A 20,795-nucleotide genomic window follows, 5' to 3' on the forward strand; every position below is an offset into this window, starting at 1 on the left:
GGATGGCGAGGGCGGCGAGGCCGACACCACGCCAAATACCGCGAGTAGCACGCCGGACAGCTCCGAAAGTCACAATCGCGGCTCCCTCGGTTGTGCGGGGCTCGCTCAGACAACTTTCACGGCCAGCCCACCGACAACCGACAGCCGAAGCCCCTGACAGCTTCACGGCCAACGACACTCGCGCCCGCACACGCTGCGACACCATCCACCGCATCGCGATGCAGTGCCGCAGCGGGTCGGAGTCGCCGGTGTCGGCGGCCTCCCGGTGACCGCACAGGTTCTGCGACCGTCGCCACTACGTCGAACGGCGGGCCGAGGTGATGATCATGGTGTCCGTTGCGGCGTCCCGGAAGGGCCCGACCCCCGCGCGGGCCCGTGTCCGGGACGCCGGTCGGCCCGCCGGCCAGGGGGGTGCGCACGTGTGGCCGGCGGGCCGATCGTGGCCGTCGGACCCGGGTGGGGAGGCAAGGTCTCCGGCGGCCACGCGCGAACGTACACGCCCTCACCGACACGGCCGGTACGAGCCGGGCTCGTCCTCGGGCGTTACGTGCGATCGGCGCCCGGCGTGGCGAGGCGGTGCGCGGTGACCCGCCGCCACCCCCGCAAGGCCCCCGCGACGTCGTGGTTGAGGTCGGTGATCGCGGGGGCGGCGGCGCCGGCCCAGATGGGGTGCAGGCAGGGGACGACCGTGCGGGCCTCGGTGTCGGTCAACGGCTGGAGGCGGATGCGGCGGTAGCTGAACGAGTGCAGGTTCGGGGCCCGTTGCGGCAGCGCCGCACCCCAGGCGGGGGAGCCGATCGCGATCAGAGCGATGTCGACGCGCGGATCCTCCGCGAGGGCGGCGAAGTACTCCAACGCCTCGCGCGGCAGCACGTCGGCGCGATCGAGGACGACGGTGCGGCGGGTGCGTTCGAACGCCCGGGTGACGCCGTGCTCGAAATCGGTGCGCGAGCGCGGGGTCAGAGTCCCCGGCCACAGTCGCTGCCACAGGGCGTCACGCAGCATTGCCATCGTGGGACGCGAGCGGAACGTCAACCACACCGCGTCCCGCCCGCGTTCACCACGCTCGGCGCGCAACGCGTCGGCGACGGCGGCGCTCTTCCCGACCCCGGGCACCCCGGTGACACACGCCACCGCGGGCACCGCGGCAACCTCCCGCACCGCCTCGTGGACCTCCAGCAGCCCGGCGGTCACCGCCGTACCCCATCCGGACACGACCTCGGACTCCACGAACACGCGACGATTCCTCCCGATCGGCACACCCTCCGGCGCGACCCAGTCTGGCCGCGCCTCACCCACCACGACACCGAAACCGACGAAGACCACCGACCACCGCACCCGCGGCGCCGTCGTGATCCACCACGACCGCACGCCTCTTCGCCTGAGCACCCCGATCCCCGTACGGGGTGGACTCGCACGAACCGGCGCCCGGTCGGCGCGGCTCCTGATGTTCCGGCCGCCAGGCGCAGCACTCAGGGCGAGCGGTGATGTGACCCACTGGACGGCCGTCCCGGGCGCAACGGATTTCGTCGGGGGCGCCGCGTCCGGGTCAGGGTGTGGTCGCTCACTCCCGGGTGGCGGTCACCAGACGTTCGCCGGCGCGGCGGGCGAGCCGTTCCAGGACGACGGGGTCGAGGCCGGCGTCGCCGACGACGAGGACGGTGACGGTGTTGGGGCCCACCCGCACGGTGATGATGTCCCCGGTCGTGGCAGCCGTACCCGGGTTGACGCCCGGGCGCATCACCATCCGCATGCCCACAGCCTCGTCCCCGACGACAGGGGCGGCGATGGCACGATATCGGATGGTGGCGGCACCGTCGGCCACAGGGAAATCGACATCCCCGCAGCTCTCCACCATCGCGCGGGTCCAGCGGAGCTGGACCACCGCGCCGTCCCCCGAATGGACATGCGTGGAGACGATCACCTTGACCCCGGTCCCGTCCTGCTCGAACTCGCGCTCCGCACCGACGGTCACGCGGGTGGCGCCGGTCGGCATATCGTCGAGCGCCTTGTCGCACGCCCGGCTCCCGGCGGACTTCGGAAACGGTTCGTCGCCGGGATCGGGCACGCCGTCCTTGAGGGCTCCCGCGCTCCAACCCGGACCGACGTCCTCGGGGGTCAGGACGCTGCGCCGCGCCTGATCCTGGGTCAAAGGGCCCGCCGTCGGGGCGAACTGGGGTAGCGGCGGGGCCTGGGTGCGGTGCGGGCGCGGGAGGGAGCCGCCGTCGGATCCGCAGGCGGTCATCCCGAACAGCAGCGCGGCGGTTGCGGCGGCCGCGTGGGCACGACGGACCCTCGAATACGACAACACGATTTCTCCCCCGAACGTCGATCCATGGCGCGCAGCCGCGCACACGCGACCCACGCGTGCGGATCGTAATGTCTGGTGGACGCACGGCGACAGTCCCGTGCCGCCAGAGCGTTCCGTCCGCGCCCGACACAACACACGGAAGCCCGGAAGCCCGGCTTCCCTGTGCGTCGGGGATGGCCTCCCACGGCGTGGACGTGTCCAGGCTCGGGATGCTCGGCCGGGGTCTGGACCTGTCGCGGCACGAGCGCGCCGCCCGCGAACTCGGCTCCACCGACGTGATGATCCTCAACTCCCCCTACGCGGCGCACCGCCTGTCACGGCTGGTCAACGACCGCCACATCGAACCGCGGGGAGCCCTGGTGTTCGCCTGCCTGCTGCACATCACCGGACGCGGACGAGGCGGCCGGCTTCTGGTGGCGTTTCGCCGCCGGGGCCGGCAGCCGCACCGCCGCCTACTGCCTCCACCTCGACCACCGCACCCGCGGCGAGATCGGCGACGCCCACTTCCGGCTCGACCAGGCCCACCAACTCGCCCGCACACCGCCCCCGGCCGACCACCAGGACAATCGCGACCGACTCCTGTTACCCGACCACGCCCGCGCCGCGATCCTCGAACAATGTCGCTGCGGCAACCTGCCCCGCCTGCCCCACGCCCTCGAGGCCGTCGTGAACCGGCTGCGTGTCGAGGGCGACGACGAGGACTACGGCGAGATTCCCCAACCCGACGAAGACCTGCCCCGCGCCCTCGTCACGGCGGGCGCCGCCGGCACCTGACCCCCTGCCGTCACGAGTTCGTGGTCAGCCGAAGGGCGCGACCAGGCGCAGGACGGTGACGATCAGAACGCCGGGACTGACCTCGTAGCGCAGGACGACGCCGGCGACGGACACCTCGCGGCGATCCCTGTCGCCGCGGACCGGGGCGGAGCCGCAGCCGTAGGGGTCGCGGCCGATGGAACCGTCGATCCCGGAGCGGACCTCGCGCTGTCGCGAGGCGCTCAGTTTGGTCAACTCCGCCTCGGCCGTGCTCGCGTACTGCACGAGATACGCCATTTCAGTCCCCCAGTTCGCGTGGCTTTCCCTCGTGGTCGAAGAATCCGAACCTCTCACCCGCCCGGGCCCGCGCCGCCGCCTCGTCGTCCTCGACGTCCGCCTCCGGCGGCAACGCCCACCCCAACAGGGCGCGCGCCTGGATCTGATCCAGCGGTGTGGAGTACATCTCCTCGTCGAACGCGGCGCGCCGTTCCTCCGGCAGCGCGGCGCGGATCTTGCCGAGTGTGTTCGGCAGTTCGACGCGTTCACCGCGGACCACGGTGGTGTACCCCTCGGCCATCGATACCCTCTCGTTTCCCGCCACGATCCGACGACTCCAGCGTGACATCCCGCCGGCGTTGATCGGTACCCGCCCCGCCCGGCTGCCGATGTGCGGTGAAGGGCTGCGGCCTCAGCGGGTGCGGAACGCTTCCCAGGGGTCGGGGAGGGGTGCCGTCGGGTCCTCGCCCTCGGTGGGTAGGCCGACCCAGGCGCGCAGGGCGGGGCGGGTGCCGGGGAGGCCGCGCTCGGTGAACCGCTCGTGGAGGTCCGAGCCGAACGGCCAGGACTGGAAGTCCGCGGCGGTCAGCAGGTCGGCGAGGACGTGTAGCAGTTCCCGGCGTCCGGGGGAGAGATCGGCGAACACCGGTGCGGTGTCGGCGGGGTCGAACAGTGCTGCCAGCAGGTTCTGGGTGCGGGCCGCGAGTGGGCGGGGGACGACCCGGGTCTCCTTGATGTGGGGCAGGACGGCGGCGATCCTCCGGAGGATTGCGTCCGGGTCCTCGGCGGCGCGCATCAGGCTCAGCAGGCTGCGGACGGTGTAGCTGTGCAGGTCGCCCTCGTGGTGGGCGGTGGCGGGTTCGGGGACGGGACGGGCGCCGAAGGCGGCCAGTTCGGCGGCGATGCGCTGCGTCGGCGGCAGGCCGGGCGCGGTGGTCGGGTGTGCGATCCGCAGGCGGGCCAGGGCGGTGGCGGCGGCCCAGCGCGGCAGGGGGTGTCCGTGGTCGAGGTGGCGCCGGAGCCGGCCGTCCGGGTCGTGGTCGGCGAGCAGCCCGACGGCGACGAGGACCGTGGCGGCCGTAATCGGGTCCGGCTCGCGGTCGAGGCGGGCCAGCAGCGGGGGCAGGGCTGTGTCGGCCTCTTCGGGGAACCAGCCGAGGAGGTACGCGGTCCGGGTGCGGATCTCGGGGTCCGGGTCACCGAGCAGGTCGAACAGCGCGGGGAGTCGGGCGCGGACCGCGTCGTAGGAGCGCAGTGCGCCCTCGCGGGCGTCGATCGGGTGCCCCGCCGCGCAGTACGCCCGCCCCTCGCGCAGGCCCCGCAGCCGCATCTCGTCGGTCTCGGCGGCGATCTCCTCGTCGTACCAGCGCAGGGTCTCCTCGGGGCTGACGGCCGCGGCGCGCCAGGCGGCGGTATCGATGCCGAGCGGGAGGTCGTACTCGTCGTGCCAGTCGACGGCCAACCGGGTCAGCAGCAGCAGCGCGTCGCCCCGTGCGCCGGGCGGGCCGGTCGCGGCGATCCGGGCGAGGAACGGCACGGCGTACGGGGAGGCGGAGTATCGGGTTCCCTGGTGGAAGATGTTGCCGAACAGGCTCCGGAAGGCGTCCTCCCGGGCTTCCTCGTCCGGCCCGCACACCGCCCGGAGCTGGTCGGGCACGTCCTCGGCGCTGCCGTAGGCGTGCCCCAGGGCCGCCCAGTCGATGTCATCCAGCCCGGCCAGGAGATCGTCGGATCGCTTCATGATCCGCATGCTCGCAGCTACCGCTGACGCCGATCCCGCGAACGAGTCGCCTCGCCCGGGTGGCCCCGAGGGGTAGTCCGCCCGGTGAGGCGGGCTGGGAGGAGACCGCCGTGGTGTGGCTGTTCGACCAGGTGCCGCCCGGCTACCGCGATCACGACGTGCTGCGGACGTTCCCGGTGATCCTGGCCCGGATGGCCGCCAACACGTCGTTGCCACCCTCGCCGCGGCGCGGGACGGGTACGGAGCCAGCCTGGAACTGCGCGACGCCGTCCCGGTGCACGCGATCGACGGGGTGTTGAGGATGTACGAGTACGAGGGATCCCGCGCCGCCGCCGAGCGCGCCGTCGACCTGGTGGCGCGGGCGCTGGCCGGCGAACGCTGGCACGCCCGGCCGCGCACGCCCGACCCGCCCGACTAGGAGTTGTCCGGCCGATCAGCTGTGGTCACCCACGACGGGGCCTCCACGTCCTCGGAAGCGAGATGACGCTTCGAGCATGACGCGATACGACGAGCGACGGCGAGACCGCGACGGTCGGTGCTCGGCCGCACCCGCCGCTGCGTTCGGGACCGAGCACGCCGAAGACCCGCCGACCGACATTGTGCTCACCCGAGGCGATCGGCGCGGCGGAGTTGCGCCGCGGCGCGTACTTCGCGTGCGGCGTGGCGGTACGCGTTCGCGAACGGGCCGTCGGGCAGGTCCAGGACACGGTCGTCGACGCGTTGCTTCGGGCGTGCGCGCCAGGTGTGGGGGAGTTCCGCCAGGACCGGGAGTCCGCTGGCGGCGATGTCACGGTAGACGGCGTCGTGGAAGTCGCGGTTCGTGTCGGGGTCGGCGTCGTCCTCGACGGTCGTCACCAGCCCGACGCAGGGCTGCATGACGATTCGGTTCGCGAACATCTGCCGGAACAGCACGGAGCTCTGGGCGGGGGTCAGGTCCAGGCGGTGTCGGCGCGATGTGGGGTCCAGACGGCCGAGTTCGTCGATGGGGATGTCCAGACGCCACCCGTGGGTGGCGATTTCCGCGCGGGGGATTGTCATGATCACCGTGTCGTGGGTCGTCGTCGGGACACAGCGGGCGTCGTCGCCGATGCGCACGACGTGGTCGTAGTCGCGCAGGGCGGCATCGATCGTCCGGTCGAGAGCGGAAGCCGGGTCCGACTCGGCACCCACCCGGCCACGGGACCGGGCGAGCTGGGACCGAGGCGTCGATCGTGCTGCCGAACTCCCCAACGATTCGACGCCCCTCAGGACACGGCCTGCGGCACTGGGAGCCGCCCCACGACGCGCACACCCGACCCCGACGACCGGACCGCGCGTGTCGACGCGTTTCCTGGGATGAACGTCGTTGGGCGCGTGGGAGCGCGCTGGTCGGATCCGCCGCCGGGACCGCCGTTGACCGGCGGCCACCTCCCGAACACGCGGACCCTGCGCGTTGCCTTGTTGCGGTTTCCCACGACGGCGGGACGCGATTCCTCGAGGGCTTCTGCCACTTTGCGGGCCATGGCCGCCACTTGCGGGGACAGGAAGTCGTCGAGTCTTTCGACAATGGGGCGAGCGTCCTCCGTAGTCGCCCGACGTCGAGGCGGCCACGGTTGAGAGCGTCGTACAGCGCGCCGTGCCCGCGGCGGTGCTCGGCCGGCAGCGTCAGGTCCACCGGCGCCGTCACCGGCCCGTCCGCACACAGCAACGCGTCCATGAGTTCGAACAGTTCGTCACGCCGCGCGGTCAGACACGCGAAGAAGTCCTCACGGAAGTGTGACGCTTCCGCGAACGGCTCCCGCTGAACATCGTGGTGCAGCAGACTCATTCCCCCACGGCCTTCGTGTCGATCACGTGTGTCCTTGGTCGGAGCACATGATCAGACGAAGGCCGTGTCCACGTCCGGCGAACTCCCGGACGAGTGATCCCGTTCGAGGCATTGTTCGAGGTCAGCAGCAGGTCGCAGACTCATCCTCACAGCTTTCGTCTTGATCAGCTCACCCTGGTCGGAGCACATGATCAGACGAAGTCCGGCTTGCCGTACGGAGAATCCGCAATTGCGCCACCTTCGAGTCGATGGGCTGCCTGTCACACCGTCTCGGCGCCAACGACGATGTCAACGGCGCGGGCCCATCCCTGCGCGGCGTCTACCGAGACCCGCACCCGCCTTCTGCCCGGATTCCCGAGCAGGGACGTGGTGAACCGGCTCTCCCCGATGACATCCCCCACGTCGAGCCGCCCATCGCTCAGCAGAAGTTGTCCGTCGAACACTGTGGTCATTGCCTCTGGATCCCGTCCCGCGCCACCCGCCTCACTGCGATCCGTGAAGATTCGGACCTTGACCAGCCCCACCTGGGCCTGCACCCGAACAATGACGTGGGTGTCGCAGGCTGCCGCGGGCTCGTTGTCGAGAGCCAGTGTTGTGGGTATCCACTCGTTCGAACCGAGAGCCATCACCGGGTGATTCACGTACAGGTCGACACCTGCGATCTGCACAGCAACGACTCCCATTCCCTCTGTGACGTTCACGGAGGATAGGGCCCAGCGCTGACAGAGCATCAGGCGCCAGACCTTAAAGCACAAGCTCAGCGCCCGGGCGGCGTCATGGGCCGACTTTCGGATGCCAGAGGCGGCCGGCGTGGCGGGAGAGGGCCTCGGTGAGCTCGAAGTGTTGCTTCTCGGACAGTGGGCCGAGGACGCACAACGGAACACGGTCCTCCTTGGGATAGGGGAGGTTGCCGAGACGGAACCAGCCCGCGGGACGGAGGTCGGCGACGTTGGCATCTTCGGTGAAGCGGACGTGCAGTCCGCGATAGCGGTACAGAGGTGGTGATGCCTGGAGCGGCGTCTCGGTTCTGATGTCCTCCAGGGTGACCATCGTGATCCGGTCCCAGGTGACCGTACGGCGGAAGGCGCCGGTGGTGACGACGCCGTCCGGGCCGACGCCGAGGGACCAAGGGGATCCCTCCCGGAACGAGCGACGGTGCCGTCCCTCCTTGACGACGATGATCACCACGCTGAGAAGGCCCATAAACGTGGAAATCGCGGCGCAGATCCACACCACGCACACGAATATCAGGAGGTCAGTGGGTTCCTCCGACCGGAAGGCGTCTGTCGCCAGCAGAGTGGGGGTGGTGACTGCCCCGATCGCCGCGGAGATGCCGGCCCACCACACATACCGGGAACGACCCGGAAGGGTGCGGGAGGCGTAGTCGGTGACCGGCTCGCGGCCGGTCCAGGAGACCTCGAAGGTGCCGTCGTGAGCGGGCTCCCGCTCGGTGGGCGGTGGGACTTTGGTGCGGGGCGCCGTGACGGTGACGGTGTTCTCACGGGAATGGTCGGGGTTGTCGAGCAACGTCCGGAGACGGCCCAGCTGTTCGTGGACCGCGACTGCCGTCTGGGGGCGCCGGTCCGGATCGCGTTCCAGCAGTTCGGCGACCAGCCGGATCACCGCGGGCGGCAGGTCCGGGCGGAGCGTGCCCAGTGATGGGGCGTCCTCGTCGAGCTTGTGGCGCATGATCGCGAGGCTGTGGTGGCCGGTGAACGGCGGGCGGCCCGCGAGCAGGGCGAAGAGGACGCTGCCGAGGGAGTAGAGGTCGGAGCGGGCGTCGCCGCGTTCGGCGAGGAACTGCTCGGGCGCCCCGTACTGCGGGGTGCCGGCGGGGGTGAGCTGGGAGGAGGGGGCGAGGGTGAAGGCGCTCTGGATGAACCCGGCGATGCCGAAGTCGACCACCTTGACCCGACCGTCCGGGGTGATCATCACGTTGTGCGGCTTGATGTCGTAGTGGATGACCTGCGCTCCGTGCGCCGCGATGAGCGCCCCGCATATTCCCTGCGCGATCTCCAGCGCGCGAGCCACGCCCATCGGGCTCTCGTCGCTGATGTGCTCGGCGAGGTTGGCACCCTCGACCCGCTCCATGACCAGAAACCACAGATCCTCGTGGACACCACGGTCGTACAGGGCAACGACGTTCGGGTGGGCGATCTGCGCGGCGGCCACCGCCTCCCGCTCGAAGCGGCGCGGCAGATCCGCGTGTACCCCCTCCTCCAGGACCAGCATCTTGATCGCCACATCCCGGCGCAGCATCCGGTCCCGGCCGGCCCACACCTCGCCCATGCCGCCCCGTCCGAGCCGCTTGATCAGCTCGTACCGCCCCGCGATCAGCTCGCCGCGCTCCACTCGCCACCCCCGATGACAAAGCCAGGCCGGCCATCAGCGTATGACCACGGTGGTCAGCCGCAAGGAGGTTCCGAGCACGTCCCTTGATCGGCGTCCCAGAACCGGCGGGCCGGCCCGGGCTTGGCCAACCACCGATCGACTGGGCGACCTGGCCTGGTTCACCCGGCGGGAGTGGGGGCCCTGCTCTTCGCCCGGTCTCTGGCCGAGGACGCCGTCCGCGCCGCGATACAGCACGAGGACGGCCCGGAACGGGTGGGTCACGCCGTCGCGCGTCGCCAGAGCGACGCCGTTATCGTTCTCCGCGAAGTCACCGGATAGCCCCAGCCCCGCACCCGGCCCGGTCGTCTCCGGATGGCTTCGGCGGAGACCTGTGCGACCTTCCGGGCGCACCCGGTCCGCCCCGCCCTGGTTCCGCACACCGCCGAGCAATACCGGCGGTTGCTCCGCGCACCGTCCGGAAGAGGCGTTCCGCACTGTCCCACGCCGCAGCGTCTTCCCACCGGCGACCCCTCCAGGCTGCCTCGTCGGCGCCGGAGTCGCCCGGCAGGCACGTTCAAAGCGGATCGACGTCGTCGCTTCGGGGCGGCCCGGTATCGGTGAATCGGCACGTCGCCGGCGTAGCCGCTGCCGCCGGTACGCGTACGGCAGGCGTTGTCGGCGATCCACTCGCCGACCGTCAGCAGCGATGCGGTACCCGACCCGCGCACACCCACCGTGAGCACGGGGAATGAGCCCCGTCGTCGGCCGCCTTTTCATCCCCTCCGGTGACGAAACCGATCGCCTCATCGCTTTCGATCAGTTGGCCGTGATGGTTGCGAGGGTTGCTCCCACGTGGGTGGTCTCGTCTTCTGGCACGGTGATGGAGGTGAGGGTTCCGGTGGCAGGGGAGGGGATCTCGGTGTCCACCTTGTCCGTGGTGATTTCCACGAGTGGCTCGCCTTCGCGGACTCTGTCACCGACACGCTTGAGCCACCGGGTGACCGTTCCCTCGGTGACGCTCTTGCCGAGAGCGGGAAGAAGCACCGGAACGCGGTCGTCCATCACGGATGTGGCGCGGGCCGCTGGGGGGTTGGCGGTGATGGTTGCGAGGGTTGCTCCCACGTGGGTGGTCTCGTCTTCTGGCACGGTGATGGAGGTGAGGGTTCCGGTGGCAGGGGAGGGGATCTCGGTGTCCACCTTGTCCGTGGTGATTTCCACGAGTGGCTCGCCTTCGCGGACTCTGTCACCGACACGCTTGAGCCACCGGGTGACCGTTCCCTCGGTGACGCTCTTGCCGAGAGCGGGAAGAAGCACCGGAACGCGGTCGTCCATCACGGACGTGGGCAGGACCAGCGTGGCGGGGCCGGCGACTCCGGCGCCGGTGCCCAGGCCGGCGAGTTGGGCGCTGATGCGCTCGTGCACCTGCCGCGCGGACTGGGGGCGCCGTTTCGGATCCCGGTCCAGGAGTTCGGCGACGAGTGCCGTCAAAGCAGGCGGCAGGGCCGGACAGATCGAGTCCAGCCGTGCTGCGTCCTCGTCCAGCTTGCGTCGCATGACGGCAATGCCGTTGTGTCCGGTAAACGGAGGCCGGCCGGCGAGCATTGCGAACAGCACTCCGCCGAGCGCGTACAGGTCCGAGCGTTCGTCGCCGCGTTCGGTGAGGAATTGTTCCGGCGCTCCATATTCCGGGGTGCCGGCCGGAGTCAGCTGGGAGGATCGCGCCACGGAGAGCGAAGTAAGGATGAACCCTGCGATTCCGAAGTCGACGACCTTCACCAGCCCCTCGGGGGTGAGCATCACGTTGTGCGGCTTGATGTCGTAGTGAATGACGCCGGCCCGGTGCGCGGCGACCAGCGCCGCACAGATCCCACCGGCGATCGCGAGCGCACGACCGGGCACCATCCGGCCCTCGCGACGGATGAGTTCGGTGAGCGTGGCGCCCTCGACCTTCTCCAGGACGATGAAGAGCACGTCCTCGTGAACGCCACGGTCGTAAAGGGCGACCACGTTCGGGTGGTTGATCTGCGCGGCGGCCACCGCTTCCCGGTCAAAACGTAGGGGCAGGTCCGGGCCTTCGGCATCGTCGAGGACGAGCAACTTGAGCGCAACGTCCCGACGCAGGTCCCTGTCCCGCGCAGCCCACACCTCGCCCATGCCGCCGCGGCCAAGCCGCTTGACCAGCTCGTACCGACCAGCGATCATCTCGCCGCGTTCCATGACCCTCCCCGCGCCGGCACCGACATGTCGGGACCAGGGTACGAGCGGCACGATCACGAAACAGCCCAATCAGCCCGGGCGTTGGACCGAATCGTCTCCATCGACGCACCGGAAACACGAGCTTCAAGCAGCCGCGGACCATACGCCCTGCAGCCGATCGGGTCACGTGAGCAAGGCCCAAGGTGGAGACAGTTCCGCGGCGGTCGGATGTCGGAGAACTCCGTTTCGGCCCGGGCACCTCACCCGTGCGCCGCGAACCAGGCCGGGAACCGGCCGGGCCCGGGTGAACTCGTGGGATTCATATGGCAGTACGGTGTGCTGACATGCCGCCGGACGCGCCGAGGTGAACACGTTGCCGTTGACTGCCGAGGACGTTCGCAACAAGCAGTTCACGACCGTCCGCTTCCGTGAGGGCTACGACGAAGACCAGGTCGACGCCTTCCTCGACGAGGTCGAGAAAGAGATCGAGCGGCGGGAGAAGGAAGTCGCAGACCTCCGCGCCCGACTCGCGCAGAACCACGAACGCCGACAGCACTCCGAGACACGCGACTTCTCGGAGCCGCACGACTCCCTGCCCCCGGTCCGTCTCGTGGGCCCCGAGCCCGGGCACCAGGCGCTGCGCGACAGCGATCCCCGAACCATCGGCCGCTATCGCCTGTCGGCCCGCCTGGGCGAAGGAGGTATGGGCACCGTCTACCTCGGCCGCTCACCCGCGCAGCGGATGGTCGCGGTCAAGGTCGTCCGGCGCGAGTTCGCCCTCGATCCGCACTTCCGCGCCCGATTCGACCGCGAGATACAGACCTCCCGTCGCGTCGGCGGCTTCTACACCGCCGCTGTGGTCGACGCGGACGCCCACGGCGACCCGCCCTGGATGGCCACCGAGTACATACCCGGCGTGTCCTTGCAGGAGATCCTGCGACTGCAGGGCGCGTTGCCGCTGCGCACCGTCCACACGCTGGCCGTCGGCATCGCCGAGGCACTCGAGGCGATCCATGCCGGCGGCGTCATCCACCGCGATCTCAAGCCCGGCAACATCATCGTCACCGGTTCCGGTCCCCGCGTCATCGACTTCGGCATCGCCCGGGCCTTCGACGCAACGGCGCTCACCCGCACCGATCACGTCGTCGGAACCCCCGGCTTCCTCGCGCCGGAGCAACTCACCGGCCAAGCCGTCACGCCGGCCGCCGATCTCTACGCGTTCGGCATGGTGCTGTGCCACGCCACGGGAGCCGCACCCTTCCGGGACAACGAACCCGCGACCGTGGCTCTCGGCCTGTTGCCCGCCACGCTCGCCGACCTCGTCGGCCGATGCCTGGGCCACGATCCGACCAAACGTCCGAATCCCTCCGAAATACTCCACCGGCTGACCTCGCACCCCATATCCGCCGACGGCTGGCTTCCCCCACCCGTACGCACGATGGTCGAGACACACCAGGCCTCCACCCTGACACGCTTCGCGCCCTGAGGCCCGGGCTACCGCGGTGCCGGCAACCGGTGATGATGAGGCTTCTTGAATCTCCCCACCCCCTGCTCGGGGTTGGGACGGAGTTGCTCACCTTGATTCCCCACCCGCAGGCCCCTGACCTGGGGTCGGACGCCAGGCCCGTGGGAGCCGCCCGATAACCCGCGCTTGCAGGGGTCGCGTCGGACTGTCCAGGGTGGCGAAGCCATCGCGTCAGCGACGCCGCAGGCGCCCTTGACCGGCCGGCACGGCCCCGACCCTCAACTGTCGGGCGGCTCCCGACACTTGCTGAGCGTTCAAGCACGTGGGGAACGAAGAGCAGGCCTGGCCGTTTTCGCAGATCCTCATCAGTGATCCTGGCCTCGCCGTCGGACGCTGAACCAGGTCAAGCGCAACAGGCCGGGAACCGGGTCGTCGAGGCCGACCTGCCGGCCGGAGGATGGAAGCCTTCCAGGCGCCTCGTGTGGGTTGTGCCCTGCGGCGCGGACACGGCGTCCTACTTCTTCGACGTGGTGGTCGCCCGCGCCCATATGACGTTCGGCCGATTCGCGTGGGAGGGCCTGGTGCCCCATGTCTTTGCGCAATGGCCTGTACACGCGTGCATCGGTCTCTACATTGGTCTCCCGTGGGGATTTCGCGCTGGGTCCGCGTCTCGGACGACACGACCGTCCGGTCCGTCCTGGCCACTGGGGACACGGGTCGCCACGCGATGACGACCTGAACTCGTTCGGCGCTGTGCGAGGCGAAGACGCCGCGACCGGATCGACCTCGTGCGTCTCGTTTATTCGGGCCGACAGCCGCTCTTCCCCAGTGCCGCCCCCACCGGCCCGGACCGCGAGCACCGACGGCCCCGGCGCCCCGCGATGCGACCCCTCTCTGCTTGTCGGATCCGCGGAGTACCGTTCCCGGTCCCGATCCCGGGAGGTCACGTGTGGGTCATCCGTGAAGGGACCGACGACGAAGACCACACCTGCAAAGCCGTCATGAGCGAAGAGGCCGCCGCCCGCTCCGACGAGGAACTCCGCGCGATGCACCGCCGGCTCGAACTCCTCGCCCGACAGCCCCCCGACCCCGCGCTCGAACCCCTCAACGCGGTGCTCAACAGCAACCTCGACGCCTTCGTCCCGGAGCGCCTCGAAGGCATGCACACTCCCGGCCGGCACATCGGCCTCGACGACCTGGTCCCGGGCTTGCTCCGCCCGGACATGGACCCGCAGCTGGTGGAGACCATGAACCGCATTTTCGACCAACACATCGAGACCATCGCGGACCGGATCAGACGCGGCGAGACACCCTGACCCGTCCACGGTCACCGACCGGTCGTCCCCTCCACCGAAGTGCCCGCGCGACGAACAGGAATGGCTCCGGCCGCGCGTTGCCGCGACCGGAGCCATTCCCTCGTCTCCGTCGCGGGGCACAGCCCGCACAACACGCCACAGGGCGAAAAGTGTGGACCCCACGAAGGGCACTCACCCACAGTGACACCAACCCGGCCCCCGGCACGGGCAGTTCACCCCAACGAGACGAACACGCCCGCCCGAAAGAGCGAAGCCGCCGGCCGACCCCGAACCCGAGACCGAGCCGCACATCCGACCGGGGCGCGCGGGATCCCTCCGATCGGGATCACCACGCGCTTGGCCGAACGTGGCATCGGGGCCGGCCCGGACCCGATGCCTGAACTCACGTCCACCTCATGCCGAGCGCGGAGAGCGCGTCGAGCCGCTCAGGCGGGAAGGCAGCCCGCCGTTGCCGCGCGTTGGCGAGGGCGACCCCGAGCTTGACCTGGTGCGCCTCGCCGTCGTGTTCAACGGATTCGACGTGCTTGCGCGGGACGGTGAAGTGCCCCTCGCGCTCCCGAAACGCCGCAGCCGCTGCGAGGGTGAGCGCCCACCGATCCGCCCGCACCACCCCTGTCACCGACACCGCCGACTGCTCTTCCCGCTCGGTGACGTCGACACCCACACCCGCCAGCGCCTCCCGCTGCGCCGGTGTCAGGTCCGCCCCGCCGCGTCGTTGCCGCCGGAGCCAGGCCCCGACGTCTTCGCCGCCGACGGTGTGCCCGGGCACCAGGTCGTCGATACGGCCGCCGGCTTCGGTGTGGAGGCGTACGGCGGCGAGCATGCGCTGCCAGTCCAGCGACCACCGCTCGGCGGGGTCGTCGCGTCCGGTGGGGTTCCAGTCGGGGTCTATGTTTGGGCGCCGCGAGGTGGCCGTGGACGGCGAAGTAGGCGCGGCTTATGGCGAGTCCGGTTTCGAAGGCGGTGTCGTCGGTGTTCCACACCATCCCCAGCCGCTCGAGCAGCTCGATCCGGTGCGGGGTGATCGAGCTGGCCGCCCGGGCCCGTCGCTGGTCGCCGACCCACTGCCCGAGCGGGTAGGACGTCCCGGTCTCGGTGTCGTAGTCGATGCTCTCCAACGGCACGCGCAGGTGGCCGTGGGCCGTGTGCCAGCGTTTGGCGGCATGGTAGCCGCGCCGCCAGTCACGCCGTTCCGGGTTGATCACGCGCAAGTTGATGAAGTCGCGCAGGAGCTGTGATTCCGGGGGTCGTGTTTGGTGTGTGGGTGGTGGTGTGGGCTGGGGTGTTGCAGGTTGGATGGGAACGTTTCGTGGCTGTCCGGGTGGGGCCGTGAGGGGTTTGACCTGGGAATATCGCGGTTTCGTTGAGAACACGCGGGTGTGTTGCACATACCCCGTCCGTCTACTGAGGTTTCCGAGTCCGATTGACGGTGCGTCAAATGAGGGCATACCCGTTGTATGGGGATCTCGGGGATGACCCCGGTGGAGCGGGACCGCCGGGAGAAGATGCGTTTGCGGGGGGGCGGCTGGTTGGTTCGCGGAGGGTGTGTCGCAGGCGGAGGTGGCGCGTCGGTCGGGTGTGTCGCCGCAGGCGGTGTCGACGTGGCATCGCGCGTGGGTGGACGGCGGGGCGGACGCGTTGCGCTCCGCCGGCCCGCCGGGTGCCCGGCGGCGGGTGTCGGACGAGGGTTCGCCGAGGTGGCGGCGGTGCTGGAGGCAGGGCCGGAGGCGGCCGGATTCACCGGGCAGATCTGGACGCTCGCGCGGGTCGGGCGAGTGATCACGCAGGTCACCGGGGTGGTCTACGCGTCGCCGTCGAGCGTGTGGCGGCTTTTGAAGGCCCACGGCTGGTCGCGGCAGCGGCCCGCCCGGCGCGCGTTGGAACGGGACGAGGAGGCGGTGACGACCTGGAGGAGCACGGTGTGGCCCCGGGTAAAACCACCGCGAGGCGAACGGGTGCGGTGATCGTGTTCGCGGACGAGACGGCGCTGTCCCTGTTGCCGCCGGTCCGCGCCACGTGGGCCCCGCGGGGTTGCACCCCGACACTGCGGGTGCGGATGGGGAAACGGCCGAAGACCTCGTTGGTCGGCTGGTGCTGTTACCCACCGGGCGGACTGCCGAAGTTCCTCTACCGCATGGTGCCGGGCTCGGTCACCGACCGGGAGCTGATTCGCCAACTGCCCGACATACACAGGACTTTCGATCGCCCGATCGTCCTGGTGTGGGACAACCTGGGCAGTCATCGCAGCCGCCGGATGCGTGCGTTCGCCGACCGCGTCGACTGGCTGACCCTGGTCTTCCTGCCGCCCTACGCACCCGATCTCAACCCGGTCGAGGGCAGTTGGGCGCATCTGAAGAGCGGGGCCCTGGCCAACCTCGGCGCCCGCACCCTCGACGAACTCGTCACCTTGGCCCGCCAAGGCCTGCGACACATCCAACACCACCCCGCACTCCTCAACGGCTTCCTCGCAGCAACCGGCCTGACATGACAAACAAACAACAAGCCAATCCGCAAAGCTCAGTAAAGGCCCGGCTCTACCTGTTGCCATACCTGTTGCATTTCGTATTGCGTTTCCTATTGCCTACGCCCCGCCCCGCCCCCGAATTCCCTGGTCATAGCCACGCCGGGCCCCGCTCCCCATGCTGACTACTTCCCTACGGCCCCTCTCGCGCGGACCGATCGACGCAACCGCCCGCCCCGGTGGCCCGGCCGGGCACCCGGGTGCCTGTTTCCGGCGCCCTACCGCCCGGCCGTGCCACCTGCCACCTCGGTGCCCGCCGGGCGCCGCCCTCGGCCGCCGAGTGTCCCGTGTCATTGAATCTTGATCGTGTGCCATCGAAGCTTGAGCAGGCTCGCAGGACGCGGATGGCGTCCGCTCGGGAGATTTCAGTCATCCGGCCAGCCGCTCCCGGTCTGATCTGAGAGTGCACGGAAGGCCGTGTTCATCACGGTTGCGTCCCCGTTCCTGTTCCACGTCACGCCGACGAGCCGGTGGGGACCGGCCTTCCCTCGTCGTGCAGCGCTGCTCTGACATCGGGAACAGTGCAGGCGCCCCTGGTGATCAGCGCAGGGATGAACTCCGCGCTCAGGTGCCCAAATACCTGCGCCTCACCGGACCTGTCTGGACAGAGATGGGAGACGACGCATGCTTCGCTGACTGTTCCGTTGGCATGAGCCGACGAGGCCCGGCTGGTGAGAGCCACCTTTTCACGTAGCCGTTCAGGTGCAGGGTTCGTGCCCAACAAGTCCGTCAGATCGACCCGCTGCCGTTCGGATACAGCAGGACCCCACCCTGTGACCACGCATCGGGGCCCACGCGGTCGTATGCGAGTACAGAAGAGCGCGTTGGCCGGCTCCGGCAACCACTGCCCACCCGGGCGCTCGAAGTTGGAAATCACGTAGACATAGGGCGTGGCACCCACATACGCGATCATCGTGAACGTATGGCGCCGAGACTCGGCAGGGACCTCGCGCAGCCACGCGTTTCCTCCCTCGACCACCCGATCGATCACCTGTTTCGTGCTGCGCTCGCCTAGCGGGTGTGTAAGCACTTCCTCCAGCCACGCTGCCGTGTTGTGTGAACCCGATTCCGCCACCCCCGTGTAGCAGATCAGCCCTGACCAGCCGCGGTATTGAAGGACGACTTGCTTCTGTGACGACTCGCTCCTCATGGCCCTGGCTTCGTTCACTTCCGAGAGCAGCGTTTGTTCATTGTTTTGGGCTGCGGTGGATGAGGGTCGGTGGCGTCGATGTTCACGTGAAATGACGTCACCGAGGTCCCGTTGTGTGGGCGGTCAGCGGCTGCGGCCCAAAGCGGACCGCCCTGATCGGTGAACAGAAACTCGGGTTCGACATGCTGGTGCGATGAGTGATCGTGCAGGTGTTCCGGTGAAGGTGTGGTTCGCCCTTGACCCGGACGAGGACGGTTGGCCGCCGGTCGGTGTCGAGAGCCTTTGGGCGGTCGACGTCGGCGAGGGACTGGTTCGGATCGACAACGTGCCGTTCTTCGTGCGCGACCTCGCGCTCGGTGACATCGTGCGCACCCGGGTCGACTCCGAGGACGGGCGCCTGCACTTTCGGGAACGGCTGCGCTGGTCGGGAAACTGCACTGTGCGTGTGATTCCGTTCCGGGACGGGGCCCTGCGGGGTGATATGCAGGCCGTGCTCGACCTGTTCGGGCCGTTGGGGGTCTCCGGTGAGGGGGTCGAGCGTTTCGGGCTCGTGGCACTTGGCGTGCCGGCGAACGCGGACTTCGGGCCGGTCCGGGAGTTGTTGGCGCGGGGCGCGATCGAAGAGTGGTGGGACTTCGAGGAGAGCTGTGTGGGCGACGCGTGGGAGGCAGCCACGATCTGATGGCCGATCGAGGTCGATTGGTGGTGACGTATCACCGCTACTCGCCCTCGAAGGGCGATCGCCGGCGCGTCGAGGTCCGTCCGCAGCATCGCTGGCTTGTACGGGTCCAGACCGGTCCGCCGCGGCGGCGGCTTCTTCCGCGGCTCCGGCCAGACCGAGTCCACGGCCTTCTTGGGATTGCGAGGTGTTACGCCCGAAGGGCGCCCCCCAGGGGGGCGCCCTTCGGGCGTAACACCTCGCAATCCCAGCAATCTGGTTCTTCCTCGCGTTCCGTGTGGTTGGCGTGCTTGGGCTGCGACCTCATGGCTCATCGAGTCACCGTGGGGTTTCCGCCTGTGTGTCCGAGTTTCGGACGCCACCGGGTGCCGGCGTGGCGGGTGAGGGCCTGGGTGAGTTCGAAGTGCTGGTGTTCGGTCAGTGGGCCGAGGACGCACAGGGGGATGCGGTCTCCCGTGCCGGGAGGAGCGTCGCCGGGGTAGAACCAGCCCGCGGGGCGTAGGGGGGTGACATTGGCGGCCTTGACGAAGCGGACGTGCAGTCCGGTATAGGTGTACAGCTCAGGGGCGTCGATGATTTCCGTGGTGACCTTCTTGACCTGGTCCCAGGGGACCGTACGGCGGAAGTTGTCGATGGTCGTGATGCCGCCTGGGCCGATGTGCAGGGACCAGGGGGCCCTCGTCCGGAACGCACGCCGGTGTCGCCCGTGCAAGAAGGCGGTGTTCACCAGAATGTAGAGGCAATAGAGCCCCGCCACCAGGGTGAAGATCCCTACGGCGAACAGCAGGTCCCAGGGGCTGCTCTCCCTGTTTTCGCCGGCGAAGCCGTCCGGGATCTCGCCGTAGATGCCGGCCGCCGTGACCGCCAAGAGAATCACGCTCCCGAGCGCGAGAACGATGGTGCTTTTGAGTCTCCCACGGGCGTAGTCGGTGATCGGTTCTTGGCCGGTCCAGGAGATCTCGAAGGCACCGTCGCGAGCGGGTTCGCGTTCGGTGCGGGGTGGGGTCGTGTCCCGCGGAGGCTTGGCGGTGACGGTGGACGCGCCGGCGGCGGCGAGAGAGGTGCGGAGTCGGCTCAGGTGTTCGTGGACCTCCTCGGCGGTCTGGGGTCGCCGGTCGGGTTCGCGTTCCAGGAGTTCGGCGACCAGATCCGTCAGGGCGGCCGGCAGGTCGGGGCGGAGGGTGTCCAGGCGTGGGGCGTTCTCGGTGAGTTTGCGTTGCATGATCGCGAAGCTGGTGTGGCCGGTGAACGGTGGTCGGCCCGTGAGGAGGGCGAACAGGACGCTGCCCAGGGCGTACAGGTCGGAGCGGGCGTCGCCGCGTTCGGTCAGGAACTGTTCGGGCGCGCCGTACGGCGGGGTGCCGGCGGGGGCGAGTTGGGAGGAGGCGGCGAGGGTGAGGGCGGTCTGGAGGAACCCGGCGATGCCGAAGTCGACGACCTTGACCCCACCGTCGGGGGTGATCATCACGTTGTGCGGCTTGATGTCGTAGTGGACGACCCCGGCCCGGTGCGCGGCGACCAGCGCCGCGCAGATCTCCCGCGCGATGTCGAGCGCGCGGGCCGGATCCATGGGTTCCCCGTCGCGGATGTGCTCGGCGAGGTCGGCGCCCTCGACCCGTTCCATCACCAGGAACCACAAGTCCTCGTGGATTCCCCGGTCGTGCAGGGCGACCACGTTCGGATGGTTGATCTGGGCGGCGGCCACCGCCTCGCGTTCGAACCGGCGCGGGAGGTCCGCGTGTACCGCCTCGTCCAGGATCAGCATCTTGACCGCGACGTCCCGGCGCAGCACCCGGTCCCGCCCCGCCCACACCTCGCCCATCCCGCCACGGCCGAGCCGTTTCAGCAACTCGTAACGTCCCGCGACCAGTTCCCCGCGTTCCACCCGCCACCCCCGATGACAACGGCTATACCGGCCAACAGGGTATGGCTCACCGCGCGGCTCCGAGGAGACCTCGGGGCTCATTCCGGAACGGCTTCGGTTTGGAGCGACCGAATCGGCACGACGCCCCGACGGTGACGTGGGATCACCATGCCTGCGAGAGGAGCCATGATCGCATCAGCCTTTTGCGCCCAGGAGTGCACAGAGAGGTGGCTGACCTGTGCTCTTCAGTCCGGCGGTCCGGGTCGTGGTCGAGCCGGGCCATGAACTCCCGGACGCTCGAGCGGGCGTCATCCACCACGGGCACGATCGCGCGAAGTTGCCCGGCTCGGCGAACTTCCACGGCATCGTGTCGAGCCCGTCCCGA

The 20,795-nt window shown here is 69.6% G+C and carries 16 protein-coding genes and 3 pseudogenes; 6 read left to right on the top strand and 13 right to left on the bottom strand.

The features are described from left to right. Positions 1 to 543: 543 nt before the first annotated feature. The 10 genes and pseudogenes from ACZOOI_RS45185 to ACZOOI_RS45230 all read right to left on the bottom strand — a co-directional run bounded on the left by ACZOOI_RS45185 (position 544) and on the right by ACZOOI_RS45230 (position 11,436). On the bottom strand, positions 544 to 1,236 hold the full coding sequence (locus ACZOOI_RS45185; protein WP_465282634.1) for an ATP-binding protein: 693 nt from the start codon (positions 1,234 to 1,236) through the stop codon (positions 544 to 546). A gap of 328 nt (positions 1,237 to 1,564) precedes the next feature. After that, positions 1,565 to 2,311 (bottom strand): hypothetical protein, encoded by a 747-nt coding sequence (locus ACZOOI_RS45190; RefSeq protein WP_465282635.1) that lies wholly within the window; start codon positions 2,309 to 2,311, stop codon positions 1,565 to 1,567. 798 nt (positions 2,312 to 3,109) lie between these two features. Beyond that, positions 3,110 to 3,361 (bottom strand): hypothetical protein, encoded by a 252-nt coding sequence (locus tag ACZOOI_RS45195; RefSeq protein ID WP_396012422.1) that lies wholly within the window; start codon positions 3,359 to 3,361, stop codon positions 3,110 to 3,112. A gap of 1 nt (position 3,362) precedes the next feature. Beyond that, positions 3,363 to 3,641 (bottom strand): hypothetical protein, encoded by a 279-nt coding sequence (locus ACZOOI_RS45200; RefSeq protein ID WP_465282636.1) that lies wholly within the window; start codon positions 3,639 to 3,641, stop codon positions 3,363 to 3,365. A gap of 111 nt (positions 3,642 to 3,752) precedes the next feature. Then, on the bottom strand, positions 3,753 to 5,081 hold the full coding sequence (locus ACZOOI_RS45205) for a HEAT repeat domain-containing protein (protein ID WP_465282637.1): 1,329 nt from the start codon (positions 5,079 to 5,081) through the stop codon (positions 3,753 to 3,755). Between the two features lie 603 nt (positions 5,082 to 5,684). Next, positions 5,685 to 6,251, bottom strand: a complete 567-nt coding sequence (locus ACZOOI_RS45210) for a hypothetical protein (protein ID WP_465282638.1) — start codon at positions 6,249 to 6,251, stop codon at positions 5,685 to 5,687. A 373-nt stretch (positions 6,252 to 6,624) separates the two neighbouring features. Continuing rightward, positions 6,625 to 6,888, bottom strand: a pseudogene (locus ACZOOI_RS45215) (transposase); the annotation flags it as partial. 260 nt (positions 6,889 to 7,148) lie between these two features. After that, complete coding sequence (locus ACZOOI_RS45220) at positions 7,149 to 7,589, bottom strand: hypothetical protein (RefSeq protein ID WP_465282639.1); 441 nt, start codon at positions 7,587 to 7,589, stop codon at positions 7,149 to 7,151. Between the two features lie 73 nt (positions 7,590 to 7,662). After that, complete coding sequence (locus tag ACZOOI_RS45225) at positions 7,663 to 9,240, bottom strand: serine/threonine-protein kinase (RefSeq protein WP_465282640.1); 1,578 nt, start codon at positions 9,238 to 9,240, stop codon at positions 7,663 to 7,665. A gap of 795 nt (positions 9,241 to 10,035) precedes the next feature. Next, on the bottom strand, positions 10,036 to 11,436 hold the full coding sequence (locus ACZOOI_RS45230) for a serine/threonine-protein kinase (protein ID WP_465282641.1): 1,401 nt from the start codon (positions 11,434 to 11,436) through the stop codon (positions 10,036 to 10,038). Between the two features lie 352 nt (positions 11,437 to 11,788). Between ACZOOI_RS45230 and ACZOOI_RS45235 the strand changes: the two genes are divergently transcribed. Together ACZOOI_RS45235 and ACZOOI_RS45240 are read left to right on the top strand one after the other, a co-directional pair. Next, a complete protein-coding gene (locus ACZOOI_RS45235; protein ID WP_465282642.1) occupies positions 11,789 to 12,901 on the top strand; it encodes a protein kinase domain-containing protein in 1,113 nt (370 codons plus the stop codon). Positions 12,902 to 13,881: 980 nt separating this feature from the next. After that, on the top strand, positions 13,882 to 14,196 hold the full coding sequence (locus ACZOOI_RS45240) for a hypothetical protein (protein WP_465282643.1): 315 nt from the start codon (positions 13,882 to 13,884) through the stop codon (positions 14,194 to 14,196). A gap of 382 nt (positions 14,197 to 14,578) precedes the next feature. On the opposite strand, the gene ACZOOI_RS45245 is transcribed toward ACZOOI_RS45240, so the two are convergent. Together ACZOOI_RS45245 and ACZOOI_RS45250 are read right to left on the bottom strand one after the other, a co-directional pair. Continuing rightward, the gene (locus ACZOOI_RS45245; protein ID WP_465284176.1) at positions 14,579 to 15,088 is read right to left on the bottom strand and encodes a helicase associated domain-containing protein; all 510 of its coding nucleotides are present in this window, start codon (positions 15,086 to 15,088) and stop codon (positions 14,579 to 14,581) included. A 103-nt stretch (positions 15,089 to 15,191) separates the two neighbouring features. After that, positions 15,192 to 15,644: pseudogene (locus tag ACZOOI_RS45250) on the bottom strand (helicase associated domain-containing protein); the annotation flags it as partial. 94 nt (positions 15,645 to 15,738) lie between these two features. Here ACZOOI_RS45250 and ACZOOI_RS45255 point away from each other — a divergent pair. The 4 genes and pseudogenes from ACZOOI_RS45255 to ACZOOI_RS45270 all read left to right on the top strand — a co-directional run. Next, a pseudogene (locus ACZOOI_RS45255) lies at positions 15,739 to 15,975 on the top strand (helix-turn-helix domain-containing protein); the annotation flags it as partial. After that, positions 15,903 to 16,160 carry a helix-turn-helix domain-containing protein gene (locus ACZOOI_RS45260; RefSeq protein WP_465282644.1) on the top strand — a complete coding sequence of 86 codons (258 nt, stop codon included), beginning with the start codon at positions 15,903 to 15,905 and terminating at the stop codon, positions 16,158 to 16,160. The pseudogene ACZOOI_RS45255 and the gene ACZOOI_RS45260, both read left to right, overlap by 73 nt. Next, positions 16,118 to 16,684: an IS630 family transposase gene (locus ACZOOI_RS45265; RefSeq protein WP_465282645.1), complete on the top strand. Its 567-nt coding sequence runs from the start codon at positions 16,118 to 16,120 to the stop codon at positions 16,682 to 16,684. Before ACZOOI_RS45260 ends, ACZOOI_RS45265 begins: the two co-directional genes overlap by 43 nt. A 1,376-nt stretch (positions 16,685 to 18,060) precedes the next feature. Continuing rightward, entirely contained in the window at positions 18,061 to 18,549 is a 489-nt protein-coding gene (locus ACZOOI_RS45270) for a DUF4265 domain-containing protein (RefSeq protein ID WP_465282646.1), read from the top strand. A 307-nt stretch (positions 18,550 to 18,856) separates the two neighbouring features. Here ACZOOI_RS45270 and ACZOOI_RS45275 read toward each other — a convergent pair whose 3' ends face one another. Beyond that, positions 18,857 to 20,431 (bottom strand): serine/threonine-protein kinase, encoded by a 1,575-nt coding sequence (locus ACZOOI_RS45275; protein WP_465282647.1) that lies wholly within the window; start codon positions 20,429 to 20,431, stop codon positions 18,857 to 18,859. Positions 20,432 to 20,795 lie beyond the last annotated feature (364 nt).

This window comes from Embleya sp. L77 (assembly GCF_055557415.1).